At 38.7% G+C, this 13,938-nt stretch carries 14 protein-coding genes; 13 read left to right on the top strand and 1 reads right to left on the bottom strand.

Features of this window, described 5'->3' with window-relative positions; genetic code table 11:
* Positions 1-37 precede the first annotated feature (37 nt).
* From ED557_13005 to ED557_12950, 12 genes are all read left to right on the top strand, one after another.
* A complete protein-coding gene (locus ED557_13005) occupies positions 38-1,516 on the top strand; it encodes a hypothetical protein (protein RNC80042.1) in 1,479 nt (492 codons plus the stop codon).
* Between the two features lie 115 nt (positions 1,517-1,631).
* The gene (gene lon / locus ED557_13000) at positions 1,632-4,160 is read left to right on the top strand and encodes an endopeptidase La (GenBank protein RNC80041.1); all 2,529 of its coding nucleotides are present in this window, start codon (positions 1,632-1,634) and stop codon (positions 4,158-4,160) included.
* A 193-nt stretch (positions 4,161-4,353) separates the two neighbouring features.
* A complete protein-coding gene (locus ED557_12995) occupies positions 4,354-4,734 on the top strand; it encodes a DUF1428 domain-containing protein (GenBank protein RNC80040.1) in 381 nt (126 codons plus the stop codon).
* Between the two features lie 351 nt (positions 4,735-5,085).
* Positions 5,086-6,036, top strand: a complete 951-nt coding sequence (locus ED557_12990; GenBank protein ID RNC80039.1) for an SDR family oxidoreductase — start codon at positions 5,086-5,088, stop codon at positions 6,034-6,036.
* Between the two features lie 24 nt (positions 6,037-6,060).
* A complete protein-coding gene (locus ED557_12985) occupies positions 6,061-6,573 on the top strand; it encodes a hypothetical protein (GenBank protein RNC80038.1) in 513 nt (170 codons plus the stop codon).
* An 8-nt stretch (positions 6,574-6,581) separates the two neighbouring features.
* Complete coding sequence (locus ED557_12980) at positions 6,582-7,493, top strand: AraC family transcriptional regulator (GenBank protein ID RNC80138.1); 912 nt, start codon at positions 6,582-6,584, stop codon at positions 7,491-7,493.
* A 35-nt stretch (positions 7,494-7,528) separates the two neighbouring features.
* Positions 7,529-7,993, top strand: a complete 465-nt coding sequence (locus ED557_12975) for a hypothetical protein (GenBank protein RNC80037.1) — start codon at positions 7,529-7,531, stop codon at positions 7,991-7,993.
* Entirely contained in the window at positions 7,994-8,518 is a 525-nt protein-coding gene (locus tag ED557_12970) for an N-acetyltransferase (protein RNC80036.1), read from the top strand. It abuts the gene before it with no gap.
* A 152-nt stretch (positions 8,519-8,670) separates the two neighbouring features.
* Positions 8,671-9,621: a GNAT family N-acetyltransferase gene (locus ED557_12965; GenBank protein RNC80035.1), complete on the top strand. Its 951-nt coding sequence runs from the start codon at positions 8,671-8,673 to the stop codon at positions 9,619-9,621.
* On the top strand, positions 9,618-9,854 hold the full coding sequence (locus ED557_12960) for a hypothetical protein (GenBank protein RNC80034.1): 237 nt from the start codon (positions 9,618-9,620) through the stop codon (positions 9,852-9,854). The genes ED557_12965 and ED557_12960 overlap by 4 nt, the downstream gene beginning before the upstream one ends.
* 251 nt (positions 9,855-10,105) lie before the next feature.
* Positions 10,106-11,551, top strand: coding sequence for an MBOAT family protein (locus ED557_12955; protein ID RNC80033.1), 1,446 nt, complete (start codon positions 10,106-10,108; stop codon positions 11,549-11,551).
* A gap of 3 nt (positions 11,552-11,554) precedes the next feature.
* On the top strand, positions 11,555-12,421 hold the full coding sequence (locus tag ED557_12950) for a hypothetical protein (GenBank protein RNC80032.1): 867 nt from the start codon (positions 11,555-11,557) through the stop codon (positions 12,419-12,421).
* Between the two features lie 35 nt (positions 12,422-12,456).
* Here ED557_12950 and ED557_12945 read toward each other — a convergent pair whose 3' ends face one another.
* Positions 12,457-12,930, bottom strand: a complete 474-nt coding sequence (locus ED557_12945) for a DUF4440 domain-containing protein (GenBank protein RNC80031.1) — start codon at positions 12,928-12,930, stop codon at positions 12,457-12,459.
* 72 nt (positions 12,931-13,002) lie between these two features.
* Between ED557_12945 and rsgA the strand changes: the two genes are divergently transcribed.
* Entirely contained in the window at positions 13,003-13,908 is a 906-nt protein-coding gene (gene rsgA, locus ED557_12940; GenBank protein RNC80137.1) for a ribosome small subunit-dependent GTPase A, read from the top strand.
* The last annotated feature ends 30 nt before the right edge of the window (positions 13,909-13,938 follow it).

The raw sequence follows: 13,938 nt of genomic DNA, 5'->3' as shown, positions 1-13,938 counted from the left end.
AACTAAGATTGTGAAAAGGACAGTAAGTGCCATAATAATGGCTCTGGCAGGATTGGTATCTGCCATTGCTCAGCCTGTACTTACACCCAGAAACGTAGCTCTGGGTGGTGGTGGAAGTTCTTACCTTACCGACTATTCAGCTAACTTTTACAATCCCGCAAATCTGCTTATCCAGGATAGAAGAAGAAATATAGATGTCGGGCTTTTTATTACCGGAACCTATTTTAATGCTGTTCAAAACTTTAGTGACCTGGAACAACAATCAGGCAACCTGACCGATTATCTTTCGGCCTTTGAACCAGGGAGATATACTATTTCAGATGCAGATCGTCTTGAGATTTTAGAAGATAATTACATACGTGACCGGAATACTTCTCTTCATCAAACCAGATTAGACCTAATCCTATTAGGCTTTAAATGGAGAAATGAGGATCGTGCTTTTTCCCTCGCTCTTCGAAATCGTATATCTTCAAGTTTTGAAGTAGGTCGTGGGTGGTATTCTAATGTATTACAAGATATTGGTGGAGTTCAAAGCCTGGATCGAAGCCTTACTCACCGTTATCAATCTCTATATGAGATCTCCCTTGGGTATTCCGAATCCTTTAATTTTTTCTCTGATATGACCCCTAGGCTTGACGAGTTCTATTTTGGCATTGCTCCAAAACTTGTGCTAGGTGGGGCCTATCAAAATGCCAAATGGGACAATGTGTATTCCACATCGGGAGGAATCAATCAGCTAACCCAGGAGTTTGAGTATCAGGCATCCGGAAATTTTGGTATTGCTACCGATCAATATCTTAATGGTGTAGCTGCTGAAACCGCTCTTACCCAAAACATATCCGACGAGATTTTTAATCGATATGGTATAGGAATAGGTCTGGATATCGGATTTACTTACTTAATCACTCTTGGTAATGATTTATCCACAATAAGTAATAACAATCAGCAAACAAATAAGTCTCTTCGTCTCTCCTTATCTATTACTGATATAGGGTTTGTAAACTATAGTGAAAATGGGATCGACCTGAACATTACAAGCGATACAACAAATGTAGCCTCTTTACCAACTGGAGTTGCAAGTGATGCTTTTGTCGGTGCTCCAGGTCAGTTTATTGATTTTATTGACAAATATGGCGCTCAAAATCCTTTTGTTCTGGCTCAACAAGAACGTGGTGATTTTTCCGTGCTGCTTCCAACAGCGCTTCATGCCGGGGCTCTATTGGAAATAAACAGAATAAAACTGATGGGCGATTTAAGTATTGGCTTTACAAACAATGCGTTCAATTCTACGAAGCTTGTTGCTTCAGCGGGAATTGAAATACGTCCACTTAAATTCCTTCCTATCCGGGCAGGAACTCAATTAGCTACAGAACTACCTAATTATTTCAGCTTCGGAACCGCTATTGAGACACAACTTTGGGATTTATCAATAGCTACACAATTTGTATCCAGAACTTTTGGTGATAACCCAACGATAACAGGTCTTACTGTCGCTGCTTTGCAGTTCCATTTCTAGACTGACAGTTTGCCTTGCATCTCTGACAAGAATCAATTTTCATGACTCTTTGTTGGGCTTACTAATTCTGGCTTCGTCTTTGCCATTTACTATCGAAATGCAAAAAAAGGACTTAATGAAATTAAGACTAGATTACTTAGACGAATTTGATCAAAACGATGATAGTTTCGAAGACTTCGAGACTTCCATCCCCTTGCTCTCCGAAGAAGAAGAACAAGCCTTAAGTGAAGCAAAAGTACCAGAGTCCCTTCCTATCCTCCCTTTGAAGAATACCGTTCTTTTCCCTGGGGTGGTTGTACCCATAACTGTCGGACGAGATCGTTCGCTAGCACTGGTAAAAGAAGCATACGCTGGTGATAAAACGATTGGTGTGGTCACACAAAAGGATATGGATGTTGAGGAACCTAACTATGAAGACTTGTACACCATCGGTACGGTAGCTCAAATTTTGAAGTTAATCAAAATGCCGGATGGCTCACGAAGCATCGTGATCCAGGGTAAATCAGTTTTTAAAGTAGAAGAATTCACACAAGATCAACCTTATTTCAAGGCAAAGGTTAAGGCCTTTCCAAAAGAAATGGATATCCAGGGACTGGAGCTAAGCGCCTCTATCCGAAATGTGAAAGAGACCGCCGTCGATATCATCAACAAGTCTCCGAATATCCCTTCGGAGGCAGCAGTAGCATTAAGCAATATCAACAGCCCTACTTTTCTTCTCAATTTTATTGCCTCCAATCTGAATGTGGACCTGGATGAAAAGCAGGACTTACTCGAGACACCTAAATTCTCAATGAATCTCGAGAAGATTATGGAATTCCTGGAGCAGGAACTCCAGGTTCTGAATATGAGCGAGAAAATCCGCACTAAGGTTAAATCGGATATTGACGACCAGCAGCGAGAGTTTTACCTGCGCCAGCAAATGAAAGCCATCCAGGAAGAACTGGGAGAAGGTGCAGAACAACAGGAAGTAGATAAGCTTAGAAAAAAACTTGAAGAGAAACAGCTTCCTGACTACGCCCGGGAAGTAGCAGAGAAAGAACTTCAGCGATTGGAGATGACTCCAAATGCTTCTCCTAATTATGGAATTATTCACGGTTACCTAGAATGGATCTTAGATTTACCCTGGGAAGAGTACTCCGAGGACAAGCTCGATCTTGAATATGCTCGAACAGTATTAGATGAAGATCATTATGGGCTGGAAAAGGTCAAAAAGAGAATTATTGAGTATTTGGCGGTCCTTAAACTTAAGCAGGACATGAAAGCTCCGATTTTGTGTTTTTACGGCCCTCCGGGAGTTGGGAAGACATCATTAGGGAAATCCATTGCGAGAGCTTTAAACAGAGAATTTGAGCGGTTCAGCCTGGGTGGAATCCGGGATGAAGCTGAAATCCGTGGACACCGAAGAACCTACATCGGCGCCCTTCCCGGCCGAATTATCCGATCTATGAAAAAAGCCGGAAAAGGAAACCCGGTTATTATGCTGGATGAGATCGATAAAGTAGGAGCCGATTACCGTGGTGATCCTACTTCTGCCCTGCTTGAGGTTTTAGACCCAGAGCAAAATGATACGTTCAGTGATAACTACCTGGAGCTGGAATATGATCTTTCAAGGGTTCTCTTTATTGCCACTGCTAACTCTTTGGAAACCATTCCTGGCCCGCTTAGAGACAGAATGGAGATCATCAATATTAGTGGTTATACCCTTGAGGAGAAATCTGAAATCGCTAAGAAGTACCTGATCCCAAAACAGATCAAAGAAAACGGTTTGAAAGAAGGTCAGCTTACCATCTCTGAAGAAGCTATTCACAAAGTCATTGATGAGTATACTCGTGAATCTGGCGTTCGTAACCTGGATCGACAGGTTGGAGCGGTTTGTCGCGCGGTAGCAGCTAAAGTCGCTTCCGGAGAACTGGAACAATACAGTGTGGATGTTCCAGATATTGAAGATTTCCTAGGCAAACAGAAATTCTTCAGTGATGTAGCTGAGCGAACTACCGTTCCTGGTGTGGCTACTGGTCTCGCCTGGACTCCATTCGGCGGCGATATCCTTTTCATTGAAGCTAGTGTTTCAAGAGGTTCCGGAAAACTGAATATTACTGGTCAACTCGGTGATGTGATGAAAGAATCCGCCATGCTGGCTATCTCTTATCTAAAGGCACATGCTGAAGAGATTGGTATTCCAGAAGAAGCCTTCAAGTACTGGGATTTACATATCCACGTTCCAGCTGGAGCAGTTCCCAAGGACGGTCCTAGTGCCGGTGTATCCTTAATGAGTGCTATTGCCTCCATCTTTACTCAAAGAAAGGTAAAAGGTACCATTGCCCTTACCGGTGAAATCACCTTAAGAGGCCTTGTTCTTCCAGTAGGTGGAATTAAGGAAAAAGTATTAGCTGCCAAGCGTGCTGGTATCAAAAAAGTGCTTCTGCCTAAGAAGAACGAAAAAGATGTTTCCGAAATCGAAGCAGATGTAATCGGCAACCTGGAAGTGGACTATCTAGAGAGAATGGACTCTTTACTTGATATCATCCTGGAAAAGGAAGCCATAAATGATGTAAAGGAGTTCTTCAAGGTTAGTGATGCCCATCGTAAAGCAGTTGCGGGTAAAAATGGCAAAGAAGAAGTAAGTAAAGTGGAGACTACTTAACGAAATGCTAGGTCATTCCTGCGAAGGCAGGAATCTAGTTTTTGCTTAAACCTCAATTCTAGATTCCGGCTTTCGCCGCGGAATGACACATTCAGCAGATCGTTCAAATCTTTGACTCCCATCGCTTTATTCGAGCAATAGTCTCAAACTTGTTTATCTTCTCAGTTCAGAAATCGTTAAGAAATAGATAAACATGAGTGAAAATTACATAGATGGCTTTGTCCTTCCAGTCCCAAGAGTTCACTTAGATGAATACAAGAACGTAGCCGGGCAGGTAGCTGAAATTTGGAAAGAATACGGTGCACTCTCCTACTTCGAATATGTAGGTGAGGATTTGACCCTGGAAGGTATTCGTTCATTCGTAGAAGCTGTCGATGCAAAAGAAGACGAAGCCATAGTTTTTGGATGGGTTGTTTTCCCTTCGAAAGAAGTTCGTGATTCAGCAAATGAACAAGTTCCAGCTGACCCAAGAATGACGGAATTAGTTACTCCCCTGCTCAATCCTCAACGATTAATTTTTGATGCCGCTCGCATGGTGTATGGAGGTTTTAAACCCCTAGTTCAGTCAAACTAACAATCGATTTGATAGATAATCACAGCAAGGTCGGTATTGGACTTAAAAGAAATGTTAAACCCATCATGCCGAACTTGTTTCGGCATCTTCGTGAAGCTTATAAAGCGATTGCCGAGAGAATAAGTAGTCAACGCCCTACCAAAAGATCCTGAAACAAGTTCAGGATGACTTACTTAATTATTTCTATTCCAAGCATAACCGAGTTCTCTCCCTTTTTATTATTGAAATTTTATTATTGAAATTGCTATGAAAACCCAAAAAGTATACAAGATTCGAAATCTGGTATAAGACAATAGAATAGCTCCACTCCTACTTTTGAGTCATCCTATTCAATAACTAAAACGAATAAAGATGAACACGACAGAATTTGGAAAAAAGGGATGGACTCCTGAAAGACTAGGAGATTTAAGAGGTAAAACTTACATCATAACAGGAACTACGAGCGGAACCGGGTTTGAGGCTACCCGCATATTAATATCAAAAGGTGCACAAGTGGTTATGCTGAATCGTAACCCAAAAAAATCAAGTGATACAATTAGCGCATTAAAGCAAGAACTTGGAAATGAAATACATGTATCAGCTATAAAAATGGATTTGGCAGAACAAGCTTCAGTAAAAAAAGCAGCAACGGAGGTACTTGAAACCGTATCCCATATTGATGCGTTGATTTGTAACGCTGCTATCGCCCAGGTACCTACTCAAAAACTTACAATTGATGGTTTTGAAAGTCAGCTTGGTGTGAACCACTATGGTCATTTTACCCTTCAGGGAATGTTATTCCCACTGATTGAAAAATCTAAAGGCCGTATTGTAACAGTAGGCAGTATGGGGTACGACATGGGACTTAAAACCATCAAGTTTGACGACATGAACTGGGATAAAGATTACGCTCCTAACAATGCGTATAGTCAAAGCAAACTCGCCCAGATTATGTGTATGTATGAATTACAGGAAAAGTTGAAAAAAGCTGGTAAAACGGATGTTAAAGTATATGCTTGTCACCCAGGTTCATCTAGAACGTCATTAATCACAACGAGTGGCAGTTTAATGATGAGAATTATTTTTGGTCTGATGAAATTCTCACCATTAACGCAATCGGCTGAGAAAGGAGCTTATCCTCAATTGATGTGCGCTACTGAGAAAGACCTGGATCAAAGCGGTTTTTATGGACCTACAGGTAGAAGTAACTGGACTGGTCCAGTTGGAGCACATACATTAGAAGCTCATGCAAAGGATAAAGCCGTTGCCGAAAGGTTGTGGGAAGTATCAGAAAAAGCGACTGGTTTGAAATGGGACATTTAAATCAAAAACCTTAAAACCTAAACCATGGACATATTAAAAACCGCAATCGATTGGGCTAAAGCCGAAGTTTTCTCATCTCAATTTTTCATTTTCTTCGGAATTCTATTTGTGCTAGGAACCATAGGATTTTGGCAATTGGGAAAAACCGAACTGGCGAAAGCATTCATATTCCCAACTCTGGTAGCAGGTATCTTGCTTTTGGCTATAGGACTTGGCCTACTCTTCACCAATAAAGCCAGAACTACAGACTTTGCAACTGCTTACAATAGTGATCCCTCTGATTTTGTGAAATCCGAAATAGCCAACACGGAAAAAATAATAGGAGAATACCGAACCATCGTATTTAAGATCATTCCGGTTATTATTGTTGGTGCTGCTTTGCTACTCATTTTTGTTGATAAACCCAGCTGGCGTGCCATTAGTATCACAACCATTGCGCTTATGGTGGTTATTTTATTCATTGACAGTAATGCCTATGAGAGGGTGAAGGCATACAATCAACAATTGATATCAGTAGAAAAAAATCTGGATAATTGAGCCGTATGATGCAGCATTTTAACACACTATCAGCATATTTCGATTATATGCAATTGCCTCGCCCTGAACATCCTATGCTGAGTGTCCTGTTCACAAAAGGAGATAGTTTTCTACCCTGTCCAAAAGAGAGTTCACCTCCTATCACAAATGATTGCTATACGATTAGCTTGAAAAAAATAGTGAAAGGGAATTTAAACTATGGGCGAACGAAATATGATTTCACTAATGGAGCTATGGTATTCATGGCTCCAAGGCAGGTTTTACAATGGGACAAAAGCTTAGTTTTTGAGCAAAAAGGCTTTTCAATAAACTTCCATGAAGATTTTCTTCGAGGAACGGAGCTAGTACATCAAATCAAGAAATATGGATTCTTTTCCTACTCCGCTAACGAAGCCTTACATCTTTCGCCAAGAGAAGAAAGACAGATGGAATCTATTGTAGAGAGTATTGAGATAGAATACCACAACAACCAGGATCAATTCAGTAAAGATCTCATTATTTCTCAATTGAGTACCCTTTTGAAATATGCTAATCGTTTTTATGAAAGACAGTTTTTGAATCGAAAAGAGCTATCCAATGATTTACTGGAGCAATTTCACCGACAACTAGAGGCATATTTTGAATCGGGACAACTACAAGAACAAGGCATCCCAAGTATCGAACAGTTAGCAGAAAAGATGTCGGTTTCCCAACGCTACCTTAGCGATACTCTAAAAAAAGAGACCGGTAAAACTACAACCGAACATTTACAATTGTACTTGATAGATGAAGCCAAGAATATTTTATTGAATCCAAATAAAAATATTTCTGAAGTAGCCTATGAATTGGGGTTTGAATACCCACAGTATTTTTCAAAATTATTCAAAAATAAAGAAGGAATGAGCCCTTCAGAGTATAGAAAGAAATACAAGATGAATTAAGAGTAAATTGATGCCATAAACAAAACTCAATCAACATGTATCATGTACTTTTGACAAGTCATTCCATATTCCGTTGGTTAGTATTAATTAGTCTACTCATTTCTATCGTTCTAGGGATTAGAGGGTGGGTTACTAAGAAAAAGTTCGACACTGTTGATAATCGATTCAGACATTGGACGATAACCTTAACACATATTCAATTTCTAATTGGGATTATTCTATACCCCATCAGCCCAATTATCCGCTATTTTTTTGAAAACTTCGGGGACGCTGTCAAGATTAGTGACATCCGCTTTTTTGGGATGGAACATCCCATTATGATGATATTGGCTGTTGGCTTAATCACTTTTGGATCTTCTTCTGCTAAGAGGAACACCGATGATCTGGCAAAATTCAAAACAATGACCATCTGGTTTTCTATTGGACTCATCATCATCCTTGTAAATATACCCTGGGAATTTTCGTCTTATGTAAGTCGCCCTCATTTTCGATTCTTCTAGATGGAAACGGAGCGACTAAAACTAAGACTCATTAATGAAGAAGATGCCAACTTCCTCTTCAGGCTGATGAATACAGAAAAATGGCACCTCAATATTGGAGACAGAAATATCACAAGCGATGAGCGTGCAAGGGAATACATGAATTCCCGGATGAGTCCTGTATTAGAGGAGAAAGGTTTCATTAACCATGTGATGATCGAAAAGAAGTCTGGTGATCCTGTGGGGACTTGTAGCATACATGACAGAAATGGAGTTGATGGATTAGATATCGGGTATGCACTCCTTTCAGAATTTGAAGGACTAGGATACGCTACGGAAGGTGCATTGATGATGGTGAAGGTGGCCTTTGAAAGGTTTGAACAAGAAGAAATAAGTGCCATTACTACAGATAACAATACCGTATCCTGCAAAGTGTTAGATAGGCTCGGTTTTCGACACCAATCGTATATCAAACTTCCAGATGGTAATGAAGAGCTAAAACTATATACACTAGGGAGAAAAGAATTTGAAGAACGATCGAACTAAGTTTATCGATTGAAAAGCCTTGTGGTTAGCCTGTTCATATTGGCACTTATCCCCTCTCCATAAACTCAAAGCTTTTCGTTAGGATTAAAAAATTGTAGTATTTATGAAAGGACTTTTATAATTTATGAAAGTCCTTTCATAAAAATACACTCATGAATGATATCTTAAAAGAACTAGGTCACCTGGCTGGAGCAACCAGATTTAGAAGAATAAGTGAAAAGCTCTATCTGGATGGAGATAAAATTTATAAAGAAGCAGGTATTGAATTTAAGGCCAGTTGGTTTTCTGTATTCTATGTTCTCGCTAACGCAAATAAGCCATTAGCAATCATGGAGATTGCAGATCGAATTGATTTCTCCCATATCTCGGTAAAAAATGTATTGAGAGAACTTGAAAAAGAAGAGCTGGTCAAATTAGAGGTTAATCCTGATGACAAAAGATCTAAACTTGTACAATTATCCCATAAAGGGAATAAGCTCTTAAAAAAACTAGAACCAATTTGGCTTTCGTTCACTAGAGCTTTAAAAGAACTTTTTGATAACGGGCATCCTGATTTAATAAACATCTTAAATAGGATTGATACGAATTCAATAAAGTTTCCTATCAATGAAACAGCAAAAAATAAGGATTGGGGTACTGTTAAAGTGGTTGACTATAAACCGAGTCTGAAAAAATATTTTTCTGATTTGGCAACACCCTGGCTAAAAGATGTATTAGATGGAGAATTGGAGGAAGAAGATAAATTTACGCTTTCAAATCCTGATAAAGCTTATATAGAGACAGGTGGATTTGTTTTTTTCGCCAGATACAAAGAAGATATAGTTGGATGTGTTGCTTTAAAAAGACTGGATGAAGATTCTTTTGAGTTTGCTAAACTGTTCATATCTCCTGATTACAGGAAAATGGGAATAGCCACCAAACTCATTGAAAGATGTATCACAAGATGTATGGAAAATGAAGCTGATACACTTTGGCTTCAAACTACTTTATCGATGCCTAAAGCTCACAAACTTTATTACAAGTTAGGTTTTGATGATAGAGAGGCTCCACCGCAAATGGCCGTCCTGGATCGGACTGAAAAGATCATGTGCAAATCCTTATGATTCATTTAATCGGTTATGGTGCCCTGGTCTTAAATTTAACATCCATGGCAATGAAGAATATCTTTCTTCTGCGCACACTCTCTCTAACTGCAAATGCAGTCTATATCATTTATGGGCTCTTATTGAATGCTCCACCTTTTATTATTGGATGTTCTGTTGCTGTTGTTATCCATACTTATCACTTGAGTAAACTTCGTTCAAAAAAAGAAGAACCCGTGATTAGTGATTGCTGATTTAAAGATAGAAAAAGAGTCCTGTGCTCTTCTCTTACTCTGTAGCGATCTTGACCAAGTGTCTCATCAGCAATTTTATCCTTAAAAAGTCATTCCTATTTCTAGCTAGTGTTCTGCCTTGTGGTTATATCGATTTTATCACTATTCTAGTGTTTTAGAAATCCAAGGATAATCATTGATTGTAGGTTCTTACCTTGGGCAAATAAAAGAATTATAGATGCAGACGAAGAACATCCCAGGTTAAAAAAGAAATGCTTTTTAATTCTATCGATTTTGCATTTTTTTTGCCTACAGTTTTTTTACTGTATTGGTTCGTAACTAACAGGCGCCTAAAGCTACAAAATTTCTTAATCGTAGCAGCTAGCTATTTATTCTATGGTTGGTGGGATTGGAGATTCTTATCACTTATCCTTATTAGTACTATTGTTGATTATACAATTGGCCTTAAACTAAAGGATGAAAACAATCAACCTAAGAGAAAATTACTTCTATGGCTTAGTATAGGAGTAAATCTTGGCTTCCTTGGTTTTTTTAAATACTACAATTTCTTCCTAGAAAATTTTGTAGCAGCTTTTACCCTTTTCGGAGCGGAGATTAGTGCTAATTCATTAAACGTCGTTTTACCAGTCGGAATCAGTTTCTATACCTTTCAGACATTAAGTTATACCATAGATATCTATAAGAAGAAACTAGAACCCACAAAGGATTTTATTGCATTTTCCGCGTTTGTCAGTTTCTTCCCTCAGCTGGTTGCTGGACCTATTGAACGTGCAACTAATTTACTGCCTCAGTTTTATAAAAAACGATCCTTTGATTACTCAAAAGCTGTTGACGGAATGCGCCAGATCCTTTGGGGTTTATTCAAAAAGATTGTAATTGCAGATAATTGTGCGGTTTACGCAAATGAGATTTTCAATAATTCTGCGGACTATTCTGGAAGTACACTATTTCTTGGTGCCTTATTCTTCACTTTTCAAATATATGGCGATTTCTCAGGTTACTCAGATATAGCTATAGGTACCTCCCGACTATTTGGTTTTGATATCATGCGGAACTTTAACTTCCCATATTTCTCAAGAAATATTGCTGAGTTTTGGAGACGTTGGCATATCTCTCTATCAACCTGGTTTAGAGATTACCTCTATATCCCTCTTGGTGGTAGCCGGGGTAATACCTTGCTTAAAATCAGAAATACCTTTGCAATATTTATAGTTAGTGGATTTTGGCACGGCGCAAATTGGACCTTTATTGTATGGGGTATACTTAATGCCATTTATTTCTTACCACTTATGCTAACTAATAATAACCGGAACTACCTGGATACTGTTGCATCGGGAAAGTTTCTTCCAAACATAAAGGAGATTACACAAATACTATTAACATTTGCATTAACAGTTTTTGCTTGGATTTTTTTCAGAGCCGAAAATATTGGACATGCTATCCAATACATTTCGAGTATGTTCCATAATCCTGATTCTTTTCTAATTCTAGGGACTTATTTAAAGTACAAGACTATTATTCTACTACTTTCGATTTTCATTTTAATAGAATGGCTGGGAAGAGATGGGCAATATGCGATATCTAATTTAGGCTTATCATGGAAAAGGCCTCTACGATATGGAATGTATTATGCGCTAATACTCGCAATATTTTGGTTTGGCGGCAAAGAACAAGAATTCATTTATTTTCAATTTTAATACATGCGGAAATTTCTTAGAAAGCTTGCCATCTTTACTTTATTCCCGGTGCTATATTTTGGAATAAATATTGCCGCCAATTGGTATCTCCATAGCAATCAGCCTGTTCCTGTTGAAAATGTTTCTGTACTAATCGTAGGAGATTCACATACTCAAAGAAGCCTAAACCCGGAGTATTTTAATAGTTCAATAAATATCTCTCAAACAGCAGAACCTTATGTTCTGACCTATTGGAAGCTTAAAAAGATTTTCAATTCGTTTACTCCTGATACTTTAATTCTAGGCTTTGCCCCTCACAACATTTCCGGATTCAATGACTTGAAATTTTCAAACGAGAGATGGTCTGATGAGATGTTCCGACGAAGTTATTCGATAAGTGAATTTGACCAGATTTCGAATACAATTCCTGTAGACTACAAAGCATTCTATAAGGTTGTATGGAAGCAAACCGCATTTTATCCCAAGAAAAACCATGTCAATTATATAGGAGGCTATACCAATAACAAAACGAATATCATTTCTGATTGGGAAGCTACCATTGAACGGCATTATTACTATGATGGAATTGAATTAGGAATCTCCGAAACGTCTATTAACTATTTAGACTTAATTATAGAGTTATGTGTCTCAAAGAATATTGAAATCGTATTAGTTAGCAATCCGGTTCACATAAATTACCTGGAAAATATTCCTCCAGCTGCTATGCAACGCTTTAATGCTTTAGCCGAGAGATACAGCAAAAAACATATTGTTTTTGATCAAACCACAGCAATGTATGAGGATTCATTATTTCTGAATTCCGATCACTTAAACGAACTAGGGGCTAGACGATTTACTAAGGAATTACTTAACTATTTAAGCGATAAATAAAACTGTAATTAATAGTTTAAAAAGTCAGGCTATGATCACTCCAACTCAGCCCACTCCTCTTCTGTAGCTATCTTAACCTGGTATTCCATCATCATTTTCCAAGTGCCCGATGTTCTGGAGCTAAGGGATTCGAAATGGATGTAAACTGTTTGAGCTTCACCTCCCTCCTGTTGAGATGAGTATTTAAAAATCCCGGTTTCATGAGCTGTGACAGAACCAATCAATCTTTCTGAAAATCGAAACTCTACACTGGCCGTCATTTTTCCAGCTTTTGTATCATCAAAACCTTGTTTCCAGCCATTTAATGCATTGGAGATCGGGTAGCTTTTTTTTGAAATACCATTCACAAGAATGGCATCTGTGTGAAAAGTAGCACTATACCCTTCAAAATCCCCTTCTGCTACCGTCCTCGAAACTTCCTTCCAAAGTTCATCTACCTCTGTTTGAGCAAGTATCCCTGTTCCTGTTAGCAATAAAGTGAAAATGATTGAAGAAATAATCCGTTTCATAAAACCCGATTTTTTGCTGAATATAGCAGAATAGGATTTAATTCCTGCTTTTCTTTGCCTTATTTTCAGCCCATGCAAAAAGGTAGAGTCATACAGTCAACAGGAAGCTGGTACAAAATAGATACTGGAGAAACTGTTGTTGAAAGCCGTTTACCAGGTAGATTCAGACTTGAGGAGAAAGAAGTAACTAATCCTCTTGCAGTTGGAGATTGGGTAACCATCAAGATAAATGATGACGATACCGGTACTATTGAAGAAATCCATGAGAGAACAAATTATATAACCCGGCAAGCCACCCATGGTCGAAGAGGAGAGCATATTCTGGTTTCAAATCTAGATATCGCTTTTGTGGTTCAATCCGTTAAACAACCCAGATTAAAAGAAGGCTTCATTGATCGTTTTTTAGTGACCTGTGAGGCTTATGATGTACAAGGTGCTATTATCATCAATAAGCTGGATCTGGCTACCCAAAGGGATGAAAGTATGATTGAAGATATCCAGGACATCTATGAAGAGCTTGGGTACCCGGTTTTTACTACTGTGGCACACGATCCAGATTGCCTTCATCTACTTAGAGAAACTCTAGTCGATAAAACATCAGTATTTATTGGTCCCTCAGGTGTTGGAAAAACAAGCCTTTTGAATGCACTCGATCCCAACTATTCTGAGAAAGTGGGTGAAGTTTCTTCTTATTCTAATAAAGGAAAACACACCACTACTTTTGCCAAACTAATCAGGCTTTCTAATGGCGCTTATCTTGCCGACACCCCTGGAATAAGGGAATTTGGATTGTTTAACATTGAGCCCTGGGAACTCTCTCTGTATTTCCCTGAAATGCTGGATCCCAGAACACAATGCAAGTTTAATAACTGTACCCATTTGCATGAACCGGATTGCGGTGTAGTTGAAGCTTTTGAACGTGGAGAAATCGAAGCAAGCCGCTATGATTCCTACATTAGAATCCTGGAATCTTTATAAAGCATAATTATATCACTCAAATTGGGTATT

This window comes from Balneola sp. (genome assembly GCA_003712055.1).
Taxonomy (GTDB): domain Bacteria; phylum Bacteroidota; class Rhodothermia; order Balneolales; family Balneolaceae; genus RHLJ01.
This window is presented reverse-complemented; position numbering and strand designations above follow the sequence as displayed.